Below are 15677 nucleotides of genomic sequence, written 5' to 3'. Positions count from 1 at the left end.
AAGGGCAAAGAGGAGTACCCACTCCTTGCCACTCTCAACTTATAGCGCACTGGGGGGCTTGCGGCAAGGCCCCGGTGGTGGGGCAGAATCGCGGGCCGAGGTCGGAACCTGCAGAAATGAGAGATTCGCGAAGTGTGCATGCTTTTGTCTGGTGATGAGTCGTGCGGTGACATCGAGCCGTTGGGGGGACGCGCGCCGCGGTTGCGGGCACTCGACACCGGGGTGCTGGTGTGCGGGCCGACGGACGTCGCGGCAGCGACCGCGGACCGGAGCTGATGACATGAATCCCCTGACCACCAGCGCGTTCGACCTTCCCCACCACCTCTCCCCCAAGGCCGACCCGGCCCTGATCGACGGCGACGAGCAGCACTTCGCGGCCATCGCGGAGAGCCTTGAGCAAGCAATCGCCGAACTGTCCGACCGTCTTGAGGCCGAGCGCAGGGCTCCCGGCGGCATCGGCCGGGCGGCGATGGACCGGGACGCAGAGATCCACCGGCTGACCGGCCGCCTGCGCGCCTTGCGTCGCTTCGGTTTGGACCTGTGTCTGGGACACATCGTCGGTACGGACCATCCCGAGCCCGTGTACATCGGACGCCTTGGCCTCACCGACAGCGCGGGGCGTCGGCTGCTGCTCGACTGGCGCTCCCCCGCGGCCGAGCCGTTCTTCGCAGCGACGCACGCCAACCCGATGGGTCTGGCAAGCCGCCGCAGGTATCGCTGGACCCGCGGCCGGATCAGCGACTACTGGGACGAGGTGTTCACCGCGGACGGGCTCGAAGGGCACGCCGCGCTGGACGACCAGTCCGCGTTCATCGCCAGTCTGGGCAGCAACCGGTCGGCCCGCATGCGCGATGTGCTCGCCACCATCCAGGCCGACCAGGACGCCATCATCCGAGCGGGATCCCGCGGCACTCTGGTCGTCGACGGTGGCCCGGGTACCGGCAAGACCGTCGTGGCACTGCACCGCGCCGCCCATCTCCTCTACTCCGACCCTCGCCTCGGTCACCGTCGGGGCGGCGTGCTGTTCGTCGGTCCGCACCAGCCCTACCTGGCCTACGTCGCCGATGTCCTGCCCAGCCTGGGAGAGGAGGGCGTACAGACCTGCACCCTGCGGGACCTCGTCGCCGAGGGAGCCGGAGCAGCGACCGAGACCGACCCGGGCGTGGCCCTTCTGAAGTCGTCCGCGGACCTGGTGAAGGCAATCGAGCCGGCCGTCGGTATCTACGAGGAGCCGCCCACCGAGGGGATGACGGTTTCGACCCACTGGTCCGACATCTGGCTGAGCGCCGACGACTGGGCGGCGGCGTTCGAAGCAGTGGAACCAGGTACTCCGCACAATGAGGCGCGTGACCAGATCCGGGAGGAGCTGCTCACGATCCTGATTGACAAGGACGACAGCGACGCCTCGCCCGACCTGCTCCGGAGGTCGCTGCTGCAGGACCGAGAGCTGATCCGGACCCTCAACCGTGCGTGGCCGATGCTCGAAGCGAGCGACCTCGTCGGAGATCTGTGGTCGGTGCCCGCCTACCTGCGCAAGTGCGCTCCCTGGCTCGGCCCCGATGACGTGCGCAAGCTGCAGCGGAAGGACGCCCAGGCCTGGACGGTGTCCGACCTGCCGCTTCTGGATGCGGCACGGCAGCGGCTCGGCGACCCGGAGGCATCCGTACGCAAGCGCCGGCACGAGGCCGCGGTCGCCGCCGAACGTGCGCGCAGGGCCGACGTCATCGACGGCATCCTGCAGGACACCGAGATCGACGAGAGCGAAGGCGCGGTGGGGATGCTGCGCGGACAGGACCTGCAGAACACCCTGATCGACGAGTCCGCCCTGCCCAGCGCCGAACCGGACCTCCTCGCCGGCCCGTTCGCGCACATCATCGTGGACGAGGCGCAAGAACTGACCGACGCAGAGTGGCAGATGCTGCTGCTCCGCTGCCCGTCCCGGAGCTTCACCATCGTCGGGGACCGCGCCCAGGCCAGGCACGGATTCACGGAGTCGTGGCAGGAACGGCTCGAACGGATCGGGCTCGACCGGATCGAGGTGGCCTGCCTGAGCGTCAACTACCGCACACCGGAAGAGGTGATGGCGGAAGCCGAGCTGGTCATCCGGGCCGAGCTCCCGGACGCCAATGTGCCGACCTCCATCCGCAGCAGCGGCATCCCCGTCGTCCACGGAGCCGTTGCGGATCGGGACGCGATCCTCGACACCTGGCTCGCTGCGCATGCCGACGGGATTGCCTGCGTCATCGGCGATCCCACGTTCCGGGCGACATCCCGCGTCCGGTCGCTGACCCCGGAACTCTCCAAGGGCCTCGAGTTCGACCTGGTCGTACTCGTGGACCCAGAGGAGTTCGGCAAGGGGGTAGAAGGAGTGGTCGACCGCTATGTCGCGATGACCCGGGCGACCCAGCAACTCGTCATCCTCACGAGCTCCTGACTCGGCCAGGACATCGTGATGGACCGATTGATCGATTCATCGATTGATCGCCTTCCGACGAGCAGGAGGACCGTGGGCGCAGGTGCCTGCCTGCCCGGGCTTCGCGGTCCGCGCCGGGACCCCTCCGCCGAGTGTGGGCCGGCGCCGGCAGACCGTCTACGACTCCTCTGCCAGCCGTGCCCAGGTGTGGGTGTCCAGGGTGTCGTAGGGGCCGATGCGGGAGAGCTCGGTGCCGTCGTGTCCGAGAGCCACGATGACGGGACGAGCGCTGCGGCTGGCGTGGGGGGACATCCAGGCGGCGATGAGCTTGCGCTGCTCGGGAGCGTCGATCCTGCGGTTGCCGAAGAGGATTTGGCCGACGTCCGGCCCGAGGTGGACTTCGACGCAGTGGATCCGTGGGGCCGTGTCGACGGAGCGGGGCGCGTCAAGGCAGCGGGTGAGGCTGAGTGCGCACCCGCCGCCGCAGAGCTCGATCACATCGACGTCGGGAGGGTCATTCACCGTGCCACTACCGCCACCCACGTACTCCCACTGCTCGTCGTACCACTCCAGCAGCGCCGTGTGCTCCCGCGCCCACGGGAACTTCGGGTACCACACGAGCCAGACCGCCCCGACGCCGGTGGTGGTGTCGACATCGGCCGACACCACCGTCAGCACATGCCGCGGCATCCATCGCGGCTGAGGCTCCGCGCCCTCCAACACGCGCCTCACCACGCCCGGAAGAAGAGCCTCCGTCCAGCGCCCCCACCCCAAGACCTCTCTCCACATCCGCATACGTCTGCGGTACCCGGTGCGTCACGACAGCAAGCCGGTTTCTCACGGTGCATCACCCCGGTGAGACCCCTGCTGCGCCAGTACGGCCTCCGGTTCCCGCTCCGGCCCCCCGGCCCCCCGGCACCGAACCCCTGGCTTCGGCACGTCGCCGTAGTGGCGTTGTGCCATGCATCCCGTCCCCCGTAAGCAGGCGCTGAACGACTCGGCCTCACGGGGTTTTCAGCACACATGCCCCGTCATGGTCGTCGACCAGCGCATGCCGGCGACCATGTGCTCCAGGTAGCCCGCGTCGCTGACCGTCACCGCGATCTCTGCATAAGGCAGCTCGGCGAAGGAACAGGTCCGCAGAAGCTTCCATACGGTGTAGTCGTCCAGGTCGGCGGGGCCGTCCGGCTCCTCCGGGCCCCAGGGCTCCTCCGGGTCCCAGGGCTCGTCCGGGTTTTCCAGCGCTGCGACCTCACTTCGCAGGGGGACGTTGCGGTAGGGGCTGATGTCGTAGCGGGTCACGATGTCGGCGGCCCCTTGGGAGAACTCCTCGGCGTTGCCGGAGGTCATCACGAAGTGCGAAATGCCGTCGTGCCCCCTGCCGCTGTCCAGCTGGTACACGTCTTTCGCTTTGCGCCTGGGTTCGAGCACGGTCTTGCCGTCGTCCGCGAGCAGGTATCCGTCTTCGGTGACGCGTATGTGCTTGCCGAGGATGAGTTCGTAGAGCTTCGAGAACTCGTCCTTCAGCCGCATGCTTGCCGTGATGTCGTTGCCCTGGTCCGCGGTGAAGGGGTATCGGTCTCCGCCTTCCTCCTCATCGTCTTCGTCGTGCAGAAATCCACGGTCCAGGTGCCACCAGGCGTCGACCAGGAGAGACAGGGGGAAGACGGACTTCCGCGGCACGGAGGGGACGTCGGGGTTGATGATGTGCACCCTCCCACGGAGGGTCGAGCCTTCGACGGAGTCGATGGACACGGTGAAGATGCTGGTCATGCTGGGCCCCTTGAGTCGGAAGCGGTGGTCACGCTTGGTCTCCGGTCAGTCAGGAGAGTAGGCGTGACCACTGACACTCACTGCGGGAGCCGGGCTCATCGGAGGGCGAGGGTTCGGGGGGCGAGGGTTCGGGGGGCGAGGGTTCGGGGGGCGAGGGTTCGGGGGCGAGGGTTCGGGCGCCCAAACCGGCGGCCGGGGGCGCCGGTCAGGTCTGGTGTCATGGTCAGCCCTTCCAGGCAGGGAGGTTCATGCCGTGGAGGTTGCGGTAGGCGGCACGCTGCGGGGGTGCCCAGTCGTCGAGGAGTTCGGCGTCGACCTCGTAGACCTCGATGCCGATCGGATGACACACGTCGAGCGGGTCGCCCGCGTCCGGTCCCCACAGCGGCACGGACAGATCGCCACCGGGACAGGTGGACAGCGCACAGAGCAGGTCGAGTTCGGCGAAGAACTCGAAGTGGTCACCGGGCCGGGCCGGGCATTCCTTCATGAAGTACTGGTCGTTCTCGTTGAGTCCGGTGCACTGGAAGACGTTGAGGACGTCGTGCACATCGAACTCCGTCAGCCCGTACGGCAGCACTGCGCGCACCAGGTTCGAGTGGCAGTGGAAGTCGAAGTCCTCACCGGTGAGCATGCGGTTGACGTACGGGTCGCAGCGGGTGCCGAGCAGATCGTGCACCCTGCCGCCCTCGTTGTCGGTGCCGTAGCCGGCGAGCGTGTCGTCGGTGACGGTCAGCAGCGGGCGCAGGAAGGGGAGGTTGGACCACAGGCGGTCGTAGGTGCTGACGTGGGCGCGCTGCAGCTGACGGGTGCGTGCGGCCCAGAGGCGTTCGCGCGGGTCGTGGCGGTTCCAGACGTTGAAGTCACCGACCTGCGGCCCGTCCACGGTGACGATGCGGCACAGATGGCCGGCGGGTACTTCCCAGGCGCGGCCGGCGCGGATCGGGATGGTGAAGCTGTCGACCAGCCGGCGGTCTCCGGAGCTGCCGGAGACCCGGTCGTAGAAGGCCTTGTCGACGTCGAGGGGGCCGCCCTTGGTGGCCTGGTACGCGGCTTCGGTGCTGACCATCGGTGTGCTCTCTTTCCTGGTAATCACTGACTCTGGAATTCCGCTTCGATCGGCACCTCGCAGAAGGCGAGGCGCAGCTGGGCAACGGTGGTGAGGAAGAAGCGGTCGAGCCGGTCACTACCGATCAGGTGCACCACACCGCGGTGGAAGTCCAGAGAACAGGTAGCCGCTTCGTTCCACTGACCGGCCTCGGCCGCCCGTTCGGCGGCCGAGACATACCGGTCAAGGCCGTCGAGCGTGGGCCGCTCCCTGGAGAGGTGCAGCGCGACCTGAACCGTACGCAAGACGCGTGTCCGTTCCCAGTATCTGATGCCCTGAGCAGCAAGTTCGTTAGTTCTCAACTGACGTCCGGTGCGGCACGGGAGAAGTCGTACACGGCGAAGTCGGTGATCGGGACGTATCCGATGCGCTGGTAGAGGGCGTTGCTGGTGAGGTTGGCAGGGTCCGCGAACAGGACGACGTCTCTCGCGCCTGCGGTGAGCGCGGTCCTGCTCACCTCGACCGTCACGGCGCCCGCGTAGCCACGGCCGCGGAGGCGAGCCGGGGTGTAGACGGGGTCCACCCGGACCATGCCGGCGAGCATCGAGGTCACGGCCGCCATGGAGACGGGAGTGCCGTCCGGGGTCTCCCAGAAGGTGAAGTGTTTGTCGGCGAAGCGCGAGCCGGCCCAGGAGCCGGCGTCCACGGTGGGGACTTCTCCGACGGTGTCAACGAACTCGCCGCACCAGCAGACGACTTGCTTGTGGTCCTGCTCGCCCGCGACTCGGTGCCGGCCCTCCGGGAGCGGCTCCGGTGGGGTGAGTGTGCCGAGACGGTACAGACGGATCCGCTTGCTGAGGGTCGGCGCTGCGCCTGTGTGCCGCTGCCATGCCTCGGCGAAAGCAGTGGCGGTGCTGTGGTCCGCGCTGACGTAGGGAAGGGAGTGCCCGAGGGCGGCCAGGTGGGCGGCGAGGGTGTCGGCTTGCTCGGGGGTGAGGGAGGTGACGCTCAGTCCGCGGGACGGGAGGCGGTGGAAGGTGGCGCGGACCGTGCCCGCTCGCTCCAGTCGGCCGAATACGGTGGGTTGGGCGCCGAATGCGTCCGCCCCGTGTGTGCGCAGTTTCTCGGTCACCGTCAGCGGCATGGTGTGCAGGTCGGGCCGTGAGCGCAGGAAGTCTCCGGCTCGGGCGAGGAAGTCGTCGACGTCTTCGGTGAGTTGCCAGTCGTCCGGTCGCATGCTCCATGTTTTCGCATGCCGTAGGTGTGCCCCGTGGTTTTCCGCCAGGGCGAGGCCGCAGGGCTTCCTCACCGTCATGCAGGCGTCCGCGCCAAGAAGGTGGCGATTGTCCTCATCGCTCCTTCGGCTCGCTCCCGGCCGGCTCCCAGTCGCCGGCTCCCGGTCGGCTCCTCCAACAGGCGTGCGGTGGGGGCGAGTCCAGGCTGGTCGCACAGCGCACCTCCGGGCGGAAGCCGCAGGGATACCGGGGACGGACCACGAGGCCGGGGCGGCGTCCTGCCCCGGCCTCGTGGCGGTCACCCCGGCCTCGTTGCGGTCCCAGCCCAGGGGGTAACCGCTAACCGCCGCTCATCCTCTGCGGCGGACGGGCGCGGTGTGGAGCGGGAGGCCGAGGGCTCCCATCGCCGCCTCCATGGTGGCCTCGCCAAGGGTCGGGTGGGCGTGGATGGTGTCGGCGAGGCCCGTCAGGGTCAGGCCGTGCGTCACGGCGAGCGCCGCCTCCGCTATCAGGTCGCTCGCGCCGGGACCGATGATGTGCGCACCCAGGACCGCACCGCTCGACCGGTCGGCGACCACCTTGACCATGCCGTCCGTAGCGCCATACGCGTGAGCGCGCCCCAGAGCGGCGAACGGGAAGCGTGCGGTGGTGGTCTCGTGGCCGGCTTCGCGTGCTTGGGCCTCCGTCAGGCCGACGCTCGCCACCTCCGGGCGGGTGAAGGTGGCTGCCGGTACGGCCCGGTAGTCGATGCGTTCGTCATGGCCGCTCACCACGGACGCCGCCACCAGGGCCTGGTGGGAGGCGACGTGTGCGAGCTGGATGCGGCCCGTCACATCTCCGATCGCAGAGATATGCGGGATGTTGGTGCGCAACCGGTCAGTGACCGGGATGTAGCCCCGGTCGTCGGTGTGCACTCCGGCCTTCTCCAGGTCGAGGCCGGCGGTGTTGGGACGGCGTCCGACGCCGAAGAGGACGATGTCGGCGGGGAGGGTCTCTACGGGTTGGCCGTTGGCGTCGGTCACCAGCGCCCGGAGCTGAATTCCGTCGCCTTCGCCCTGCCCTTCGCCCTGCCCTTCGATGGCCGTGACGGTGTGCCGGGTCAGTACCTTGATCCCCTGCTTGGTGAAAGAACGGGTGAGGGTGCGCCCGATCTCTGCGTCCTCAGCCGGCAGGAGCGTCGGCGCCATCTCGACGAGGGTGACCTCGGCGCCGAACGTGCGGAACAGGCTCGCCCATTCCGCGCCGACCGCGCTGCCTCCGACCACCACGGCCCGGGCAGGGACCTCCGGCAGCAGGAAAGCGCCGTCGGAGGTGATGACGCCGGGAAGGTCGGAGCCCGGGAGGTCCGGCATGAGCGGCTGGGACCCGGTGGCGATGATGATGTCGTCCGCGGAGAGGGTTTCCCGCGCCGGCTGCGGCGTCGGGGGTGCGGCGTAGAGCGGGCCGTCTTCGCCAAGGGGCGAGGGGCCGGTTTCGTGGACGGCGACGGTGTGCGGATCGGTGAACCGTGCATGGCCGTTCACCACGGTCACGCCGTTGGCCTTGAGGAGATGCGCGATGCCGTCCGTCAGCCGGCTGACGATCCCGTCCTTGCGCTTCAGAACGGCGGAGTAGTCCAGCCGCACTCCCTCTGTCAGCACGCCGAACTCCTCGGCGCCACGCACGGTCTCCAGGACCTCCGCCGAGCGCAGCATGGCCTTGGTCGGAATGCAGCCCCAGTTGAGACAGACGCCACCGGGGCGCTCCTTGTCGACGAGGGCGACCGTACGGCCGAGCTGAGCAGCGCGGATGGCGGCGACGTAGCCGCCGGGTCCGCCGCCGATGACGAGAACGTCGAAATGCTGGTTCAGGGGCTTCGCGGGGGTCATGGGGGCTTACTCCTCTTCAGGCTGGGTGTCTGCGGACGCGAGGGGATGACGCTGCGTCAGTGCAGCTACGCGAGCGCTCAGCTCGGCCATGGCGGTGGCGTGGGGTTCGTGTGTGAGGGCTCGGGCGATCACATCGGCGATTTCGCGGAAGGACGCGTCATCGAATCCACGGACGGCCAGTGGCGTGGTACCGAGGCACAGGCCGTGCTTCTCCGAGCTGTCCGGCCTGATGCCGAGCGAGCGCAGACGCTCCCCGGCCCGTCCGGCGTCCAGCGACGCATACGCGAGATCGATGAGCACAAGCGGCGTCTCGGTCGAGCCGGTGACCACCCGGGCCCCGGTCTCGGCCACGTCATCGGCGAGGAGCCGCCCGGCGAGAATGCGGGCGCCACGGAGCGCGCGCTCCTGCCGGTCCCGGAACTCCGACGACATGGCCCCGCGGAGGGCGACCGCTTGCGCCGCGAGGAACTGCCCCGGAGGCCCGCTCGTCCGGCGGGCGGCGGTTGTCGAGGCCATCCGCGTGGCGAGGTGTCGGTCGTCGGTGAGCAGCACCCCGCCACCGGCGCCGCCCAGTATCCCGTGCAGGTCGGCGGTGACGACGTGGGCACCGGACAGCGGAGTCGGCTGCAGGCCTGCCGCGACCAAGCCCGCGAAGCGCGTCATATCGACCATCAGCAGGGCACCGACCTCGTCCGCGACCTGTCGGAAGCCCACGAGATCCGGAATGCGGGGGTGGGTTGCCCCGCCCGCGACGATCACCGTGGGCAGGTGGGCCCGGGCAAGGCGAGCCACTTCCGCCATGTCGACCAGACCGTCGGATGCCCGAAGTGGGTACGGGACCACGTCGTAGGGCCGGCCGGCCAGGGCGACGAGGGTGCCGTGCACACCCCGGCCACCAAAGGAGTGGCCAGCGCAGAGGACGCTGTCTCCGGGGGCCAACAGGGCGGTGAGTGCTGCCTCGTGGGCCGGGACTCCCGTCTTCGGCAGTACCTGGGCGTATTTCCCGCCGAAGAGGGCCTTCGCCCGGCTGACCGCAATGCGTTCGAGCGCCACCTGCGCCGGGGGCGTGGCGAAACTGCTCTCCCCCGCAGCAGTCATCGCCAAGGACTGCTGCCGTTCCCGCAGTTCTGCCGCGACGACCGCCGCGACCTCGGGGTCCGTATCGGTGGAGGGGGTTACGTATCCGGGATTCGCCGTGGCCGTGGGGGTTGGTGGCGGTGGTGCCCCGCGGAGGTGGGTGGAAGCAGAGGATGGCATGGGCGAGTGGTTCCTCTCGGAGAAGAAGCGGCAAGAGCGGAGGGGAGGGGCACGAAGCGGCAACGGCCAGAGCGGAACGGCCGGAGCGGAACGGGCGGTGAAGTCCGCCGGGTCAGCATTCGATGACGTTGACCGCGAGCCCGCCCCGCGCCGTCTCCTTGTACTTGACCTTCATGTCGGCGCCGGTGTCCTTCATGGTCTTGATGACCTTGTCGAGGGAGACGTGGTGGCGGCCATCGCCGCGCAGCGCCATACGGGCGGCGGTGACGGCCTTGACCGCGGCCATGCCATTGCGCTCGATGCAGGGGATCTGGACGAGACCGCCGACGGGATCGCAGGTCAGGCCCAGGTTGTGCTCCATGCCGATCTCCGCGGCGTTCTCCACCTGCTCGACGGAGCCGCCGAGGACCTCGGCGAGGCCGCCGGCGGCCATGGAGCAGGCCGAGCCGACCTCGCCCTGGCAGCCGACCTCGGCGCCGGAGATGGAGGCGTTCTCCTTGAAGAGCATGCCGATGGCACCGGCCGCGAGCAGGAAGCGGACGACCCCGTCCTCATCGGCGCCGGGCACGAAGTTGATGTAGTAGTGCAGGACGGCGGGGATGATGCCGGCCGCGCCATTGGTGGGGGCGGTCACCACCCGCCCCCCGGCCGCGTTCTCCTCGTTCACGGCCATCGCGTAGAGCGTGGTCCACTCCGTCGCCCGGGCGGCCGCATCCCCCTCGGAGCGCAGGGCCCGGGCGGCGTTGGCGGCCCGCCGGCGGACCTTCAGACCGCCGGGCAGGATGCCCTCACGGGACAACCCCCGCGCCACACACGCCTGCATGACCTGCCAGATCTCCAGCAGCCCGGTGCGGATCTCGTCCTCGGTGCGCCAGGCCTTCTCGTTCTCCAGCATCAGAGAGGGGATCGACAGGCCCGTCTCGCGGCTGAGGCTCAGTAGTTCCGCCGCTGTCCGGAAGGGGTACTTCAGGACGGTGTCGTCGAGCTTGATGCGGTCCTCGCCCACCGCGTCCTCGTCGATGACGAAGCCGCCGCCCACCGAGTAGTACGTCTTCTCCAGCAGCGGCGCACCGGTGGTGTCGTAGGCGAAGAGAGTCATGCCGTTCGCGTGGTACGGCAGCGTGCGGCGGCGGTGCAGGATCAGTCCGGTCGACTCGTCGAAGTCGATCTCGTGGGCGGTGCCTGTCTCGGCGCCCAGCAGCCGCAGCCGCTGGGTGCCACGGATACGTGCGACCTCCTCGTCGGCGCTCTCCACGTCCACCGTGCGCGGGGAGTGGCCTTCCAGACCCAGCAGTACGGCCTTCGGCGTGCCATGGCCGTGTCCTGTCGCGCCGAGCGAGCCGAAGAGTTCGGCACGTACGCAGGCGGTGCGAGGGAGCAGGCCGTCGCGTTGGAGGCTGAGCACGAACATCCGGGCGGCGCGCATCGGGCCGACCGTGTGGGAACTGGAGGGTCCGATACCGATGGAGAAGAGGTCGAATACGCTGATGGCCATGCCATCCTCCGTGGGTCGCTGGGGGCACCGGCCAGTTCGGGACGGTGCCGCTCAGACAGGTGGTGTGAAGCCGGGCAGGGGCAGCAGGGTGGTGGTGTCGCAGCGCGACGCACCGCCGGCCTTGTGCGGCGGTGTCAGCTCTCGTGGGCGTCGATCGACGGGCAGGAGCAGAGGAGATTGCGGTCGCCGTGCGCGCCGTCGACACGGCGGACGGGGGGCCAGTACTTGTTACGGCCGGTGGTCGTCATCGGGTATGCCGCGGTGTTCCGGCTGTAGGGACGCTCCCCGTCGCGGGCCGGCGTCTGTGCCATGTGGGGCGCGTTGACCAGCGGATTGCCGTCCTTCGGCCATACCGCGTCGCCCACCTTGTCGATCTCCCGGCGGATGGCGATCATGCTGCGGCAGAACCGGTCGATGGTGAGCCCGTCGGCTCCCATCATGCGGATGTAGGCCCAGGTGATCGGGAGGATCGAGGTGGATCCGTAGGGGGCTGCCGACACCAGCCCCCCGCCGTCGCGTTGGGCGGGATCCGGGTGCATCGGGTGTGAGGGCAGATACGGTGCGAGGTGCTCGCGTGCGGCGACAGGGCCGACGCCGGGCCCTCCCCCACCGTGCGGGACGCAGAACGGCTCTTCGGCGTCCGGTCCGATGTGGCGTACGGAGAAGGGCGCGGCCCGTTCCAGAGCGGCGAGCGACTGGTGGGACGGGGCGTCGGGGGGAGAGTCGGGGTGCGTCATGGAGGCTCCTCGGGCCTGGCGCGCACCGTCGAACGGGGCACGCGATCGAGTGAGCCTCCCCCTCTGTCATTGGCCTGAGAGCTTCACCGCGACAAGCGCGGCTTGCACCGTGGGCGAGACGCATGAGCGTCTGCTTTCCAGAGTCCACCTCCACTGCGCGGTAACGAGGCCTGAGAGTTTCCGGGGAGGATTTGCTCCTTCGGCGCCACACCACTGGGGTGTGGGCTCTCCCGCGCAGAATCGTCGGTGGTCTTTTCAGTTGTGGTTCGCCGCACCGTACGGTGATCGAGACACCGCCGTCAAGAGCTGTCCGCAGCGTGGCCCGCCCCGGCGCCGTGCTCCCACGACGCGGCCCTGACCTGCGAAAATGGCACGTTATCCGCCGCCGGCGGACGCCGCTGTCCGCGTACCGGTGAGTATCGATCGATCCCTTCCCCTACCGCCCGGGCAGGCAACTGCAGGAAAGCAGGCGCTGGTGCGTCTCACCCACGGTGCAAGCCGCGCTCATCGCGGTGAAGCTCTGAGGCCCGCTCGGTGGCGATCGTGCGCAAGGCCGCTGGACACTCCTCAACGGTGACAGTGATCCGCTGTACCCCGTCCGTGCCCTTCTTCAGGGACACCGCCGCCACCCACGCGATCCAGGTCGCAGTGGTGATGTCATGTCGCCGGTGCATCGCCGGCCTCCTCACTCGTGCGGCGGGCGCGCAGTTCCCTGCGCAGGAGCAGCGGCAGCGCTACGAGCAGACCGAAGCCCAGCGTTGAGATCAGCAGTACGTGCGCCCGGTCCCGCCAGTCCGGGCCGGCGAACGGTGCCGAGGAACGCCACAGCACTCCGCGTGTACGCGAAGCGGATGCGGGGGTGCGCATGAAGAGGGTGTGAAGACGCGCCGCGGCGTTGTGTGAGGAGTCCGCCAAAACCACCCGCACTCCCCGCAGAAGGACGAGATTCTCTCGTACGACCCTCGTCGAAGGAAGCGGCACCGAGGGCGTCTCCGGTACAAGTGAGCCGACTCTGAGAGGCATCGACAGAATGACACGTTTACCGCAGGAGAAGGACGCGACGACCGGCGGGTACTCCCGCCGTAGACTCCTCAAGGCCGGCCTCGGCGTCGCCATGGGGGCGGGGGTCGTCGGTTCCAGTACCACGGTGGCGATGGCCGGTGGGCCCAACGACCCGTCCAGCCCGACGCTCGCGACCAAGGTGAAGAACCTCAGCGGCCCGGCCGAGACCGGCCCGTTCGCCTCACCGTGGACCGACCTCGGCATCCCCGCGTTGTGCCCGAATGGCACCATGCTGTTCGTCGGCGGCGACACCTTCAACGGCGATCATGTACCGCAGCCGGGCGAGCCCGCCGATGACTGGCGCGCCCCGGTCGGCCTGCGCTCCAGCAGCGCGGACCTGAACAACCTGCGTATCGATGGCAGCGTCGGCGGCAATCACGCCAACAGCCTGGTCGACGAGCCGCACAGCCCGGTCGGCGACAAGGCCACGACGGCGATCCCGTCCGATGTGTTCGTCGTCGACGGCGTGATGTACATGCACCTCATGCGCGGTGTCATCTACGACACCCACCACACGGACTTCTGGCGCTCCACCGACAACGGTGAGACCTGGGAGTACCTGTGCCAGTGGCCGGGGGACCTGCACGGCGGCCAGTTCCAGCAGAAGACGTACGCGGTGGCCGAGGGCGACTACTGCTATGTCCTGTCCACGGTCTTCAACCGCGACGTGGAATCGGGGATGCTGCTGCACCGGGTACGGAAGGACAGCCTCGGCAACGCGGACGCGTACGAGCCGTGGGGCTACGCTGACGGCGGCTGGCGGTGGGGCGCGCCCCCGACGACCGTCTTCGGGACCCGGAAGTGGGGCGAGATCTGCTTCCGCGCCATGGACGGCAAGTACGTCCTCACCTGGCTGAACATGAACGCGCTGTCGATCCGGGCGATGGTCTTTCCGCTCCCGACGTCGGACCTGACCAGGACGCTGGAGCAGACGATGATCCTGCCCGGCACACCGGGTCAGGAGGCGGCCAACTTCGTGGCAAGCCCGTACGGCGGATTCGTCATCCCCGGCTCGACGTTCGGCAACTTCCACATCGCCGTCAGCCAGTGGTACGACCCGAAGAACTACCGGATCATGCAGTACAAGGTCAACATGCTCTCCTGAGCCGGCGCACCCGGGAGGAACACTCTTCCGGCAACGGCCGATGAGGCAGCGGCCGCCCCTGCATGTGCTGCCGGGGCGGCCTGCTGGGCGGATGGGCGGATGGGCGGATGGGCGGATGGGCAAGTGTCTGTGGGTGGCTATGAGTTCGGCTCTGAACTGACGGTGGGTGGGCCGGTGGGTGGGCCTCGGCTGGTGCGGCCCGGGATGTGGACGGTTCTTGCCACGCTGGGCCCACGAGGAGCGAACCGATGCGTGGGAGCCTGGCTCACGGGCGCGTGGCTTCGGCCGTCGTCGGCCGCGTCCGCCACGTCCGCCGCGTCGGGCCGGTGCGCTACACCACGGCGGTCAGTTCTTCCCGGCGGGGGTACAACGGCTCCCCGCGCTCGGGGTCTTGAGCTCCGTGAGGTAATCGTCAACGGCGTCGCGTGTGCAGTCACTGCGGCCGTAGACACTGTGTCCCGCGCCCTCGTACGGCAGCAGGGCCGTCGTCTTACGGGTCTGCCGGTGCACCTTGGTGGCCCACGCGTAGTGGTTCGCCGGGTCGTGCAGCGAATGCAACATGAGGATCTTGGGTGCTTCGGTGATGCGCAGACGGTGCTGTGGGTTGTTCACCTCGTTCGGCCAGCCGACGCAGCCGGCCACGTCGGCGTGAACCCGGGGTGAGCCGCGCATGTGCGGTGCAGCCCGTAGTTCGGCCTCGGTCAGGCGGGCGAACTCCCGGTAGTCCTTCGGCCGGAACCGCCAGTCCTGGCAGAACACCGCATGGAACGGCTCCGCCGCCGTCTGTCCCTCCTTTCCCTGCGAGGCCCGCGGTTGCGGCTGCTGAGACTGCTGCGGATGATCCTTCGGTTCCTGGGCATCCAGCTGCGCTATATATGTGGCCAGCTTTTCCCCATCCGGTCCGTAGAACGCTTTGAAGGCGACGAGTGCGATCGCGTTTGCGGTGAGAAGCTGGTCCGGGTTCTCCGGATCGCGTATCTCTCCCCGGTCCGCCCTGGCGAGCAGGCCGTCCCATACGGCGGTGACGTCCCGGCCGTGCAATGCGCAGGAGCTGGTGCGGTCACACCACTCGACGAACTGGTGGAACGAGTCCTCCGTGGTGGCGGCCGAGGAGACCAGGAACTCCCGGGCGCCGAGGCTGTGGTCGACGTTCGCGGTGAGGGCCATGGTCCGGATCCGGTCGCCGTACTGCTCCGCGTACTGCTGACCGATCAACGTGCCGTAGGAGTGACCAAAGTAGTTGATCTTCTTCTCGCCCAGCGATCTACGGATCGCGTCCATGTCCCGGACGACGCTCAAGGTGTCGGTGTGGTCGAAGACCGGACCACTGTGTCGTCGGCAGTCTTTGCGCAAGGTGCGGTTGAAATCGGCGAGTCGATCGAACTCCGCCTGATTGCGGGGGTAGGCCGACGGCCGTTGGTCCAGCAGCTTCTGCGAGCACTTCACCGGCTGACTGCCCCCGACACCTCGGGGGTCAAAACCGATGATGTCGAACTTTGCCTGGATCTCCGCGCTGAAGTGGGACTTGGCACGCCGTACAGCGAAGTCCACTCCTGAATCACCCGGCCCACCCGGGTTGACCAGCAGCACACCGACCCGGCGATCCGGATCGGTCGCCTTGCGACGGGCCACCGCAAGATCAAACCCTTCGCCCGACGGACGTGCCCAGTCGACGGGCAGGCGCAGA

The 15677-nt window shown here is 68.7% G+C and carries 13 protein-coding genes and 2 riboswitches; of the genes, 2 read left to right on the top strand and 11 right to left on the bottom strand.

The genetic code is table 11. The features are described from left to right. The first annotated feature begins 280 nt into the window (after positions 1 to 280). On the top strand, positions 281 to 2434 hold the full coding sequence (gene helR, locus STRNI_RS38580) for an RNA polymerase recycling motor ATPase HelR (RefSeq protein ID WP_266437116.1): 2154 nt from the start codon (positions 281 to 283) through the stop codon (positions 2432 to 2434). A 156-nt stretch (positions 2435 to 2590) separates the two neighbouring features. On the opposite strand, the gene STRNI_RS38575 is transcribed toward helR, so the two are convergent. The 10 genes from STRNI_RS38575 to STRNI_RS38530 all read right to left on the bottom strand — a co-directional run bounded on the left by STRNI_RS38575 (position 2591) and on the right by STRNI_RS38530 (position 12690). Next, complete coding sequence (locus STRNI_RS38575; protein ID WP_093648011.1) at positions 2591 to 3103, bottom strand: hypothetical protein; 513 nt, start codon at positions 3101 to 3103, stop codon at positions 2591 to 2593. Between the two features lie 324 nt (positions 3104 to 3427). Next, entirely contained in the window at positions 3428 to 4186 is a 759-nt protein-coding gene (locus STRNI_RS38570) for a hypothetical protein (RefSeq protein WP_159491525.1), read from the bottom strand. Between the two features lie 223 nt (positions 4187 to 4409). Next, positions 4410 to 5252 (bottom strand): urea carboxylase-associated family protein, encoded by an 843-nt coding sequence (locus STRNI_RS38565; RefSeq protein ID WP_277412931.1) that lies wholly within the window; start codon positions 5250 to 5252, stop codon positions 4410 to 4412. Between the two features lie 23 nt (positions 5253 to 5275). Beyond that, positions 5276 to 5536: an FCD domain-containing protein gene (locus tag STRNI_RS38560; RefSeq protein WP_174876494.1), complete on the bottom strand. Its 261-nt coding sequence runs from the start codon at positions 5534 to 5536 to the stop codon at positions 5276 to 5278. Positions 5537 to 5589: 53 nt separating this feature from the next. Then, positions 5590 to 6468, bottom strand: coding sequence for a GNAT family N-acetyltransferase (locus STRNI_RS38555; RefSeq protein ID WP_277412930.1), 879 nt, complete (start codon positions 6466 to 6468; stop codon positions 5590 to 5592). A 348-nt stretch (positions 6469 to 6816) separates the two neighbouring features. Beyond that, the gene (gene lpdA / locus STRNI_RS38550; protein WP_277412929.1) at positions 6817 to 8334 is read right to left on the bottom strand and encodes a dihydrolipoyl dehydrogenase; all 1518 of its coding nucleotides are present in this window, start codon (positions 8332 to 8334) and stop codon (positions 6817 to 6819) included. 6 nt (positions 8335 to 8340) lie between these two features. Beyond that, a complete protein-coding gene (locus STRNI_RS38545; protein WP_277412928.1) occupies positions 8341 to 9591 on the bottom strand; it encodes a PLP-dependent aminotransferase family protein in 1251 nt (416 codons plus the stop codon). Between the two features lie 112 nt (positions 9592 to 9703). Then, positions 9704 to 11086, bottom strand: coding sequence for an L-serine ammonia-lyase (locus STRNI_RS38540; RefSeq protein ID WP_274733149.1), 1383 nt, complete (start codon positions 11084 to 11086; stop codon positions 9704 to 9706). A 134-nt stretch (positions 11087 to 11220) separates the two neighbouring features. Beyond that, on the bottom strand, positions 11221 to 11823 hold the full coding sequence (locus STRNI_RS38535) for a hypothetical protein (protein ID WP_381845199.1): 603 nt from the start codon (positions 11821 to 11823) through the stop codon (positions 11221 to 11223). A gap of 56 nt (positions 11824 to 11879) precedes the next feature. Further along, a riboswitch (glycine riboswitch) is annotated at positions 11880 to 11971 on the bottom strand. After that, a riboswitch (glycine riboswitch) is annotated at positions 11972 to 12066 on the bottom strand. A 414-nt stretch (positions 12067 to 12480) separates the two neighbouring features. Then, positions 12481 to 12690 (bottom strand): hypothetical protein, encoded by a 210-nt coding sequence (locus tag STRNI_RS38530; RefSeq protein ID WP_187412909.1) that lies wholly within the window; start codon positions 12688 to 12690, stop codon positions 12481 to 12483. 163 nt (positions 12691 to 12853) lie between these two features. Here STRNI_RS38530 and STRNI_RS38525 point away from each other — a divergent pair, with 163 nt between their 5' ends. Further along, positions 12854 to 13990 (top strand): DUF4185 domain-containing protein, encoded by a 1137-nt coding sequence (locus STRNI_RS38525; protein WP_277412927.1) that lies wholly within the window; start codon positions 12854 to 12856, stop codon positions 13988 to 13990. 345 nt (positions 13991 to 14335) lie between these two features. Here STRNI_RS38525 and STRNI_RS38520 read toward each other — a convergent pair whose 3' ends face one another. After that, complete coding sequence (locus STRNI_RS38520) at positions 14336 to 15622, bottom strand: alpha/beta fold hydrolase (RefSeq protein WP_277412926.1); 1287 nt, start codon at positions 15620 to 15622, stop codon at positions 14336 to 14338. Positions 15623 to 15677 lie beyond the last annotated feature (55 nt).

The organism is Streptomyces nigrescens (genome assembly GCF_027626975.1).
GTDB lineage: Bacteria > Actinomycetota > Actinomycetes > Streptomycetales > Streptomycetaceae > Streptomyces > Streptomyces nigrescens.
Note: the sequence above shows the minus strand (reverse complement) of the source record. Positions and strands in the feature narration are given on the sequence as shown.

Excerpts from the sequence above, each read along its gene's own strand:
- helR (WP_266437116.1), top strand. The coding sequence starts at position 281 with ATGAATCCCCTGACCACCAGCGCGTTCGACCTTCCCCACCACCTCTCC.
- STRNI_RS38575 (WP_093648011.1), bottom strand. The coding sequence starts at position 3,103 with ATGCCGCGGCATGTGCTGACGGTGGTGTCGGCCGATGTCGACACCACC.
- STRNI_RS38570 (WP_159491525.1), bottom strand. The coding sequence starts at position 4,186 with ATGACCAGCATCTTCACCGTGTCCATCGACTCCGTCGAAGGCTCGACC.
- STRNI_RS38565 (WP_277412931.1), bottom strand. The coding sequence starts at position 5,252 with ATGGTCAGCACCGAAGCCGCGTACCAGGCCACCAAGGGCGGCCCCCTC.
- STRNI_RS38555 (WP_277412930.1), bottom strand. The coding sequence starts at position 6,468 with ATGCGACCGGACGACTGGCAACTCACCGAAGACGTCGACGACTTCCTC.
- lpdA (WP_277412929.1), bottom strand. The coding sequence starts at position 8,334 with ATGACCCCCGCGAAGCCCCTGAACCAGCATTTCGACGTTCTCGTCATC.
- STRNI_RS38545 (WP_277412928.1), bottom strand. The coding sequence starts at position 9,591 with ATGCCATCCTCTGCTTCCACCCACCTCCGCGGGGCACCACCGCCACCA.
- STRNI_RS38540 (WP_274733149.1), bottom strand. The coding sequence starts at position 11,086 with ATGGCCATCAGCGTATTCGACCTCTTCTCCATCGGTATCGGACCCTCC.
- STRNI_RS38535 (WP_381845199.1), bottom strand. The coding sequence starts at position 11,823 with ATGACGCACCCCGACTCTCCCCCCGACGCCCCGTCCCACCAGTCGCTC.
- STRNI_RS38530 (WP_187412909.1), bottom strand. The coding sequence starts at position 12,690 with ATGCGCACCCCCGCATCCGCTTCGCGTACACGCGGAGTGCTGTGGCGT.
- STRNI_RS38525 (WP_277412927.1), top strand. The coding sequence starts at position 12,854 with ATGACACGTTTACCGCAGGAGAAGGACGCGACGACCGGCGGGTACTCC.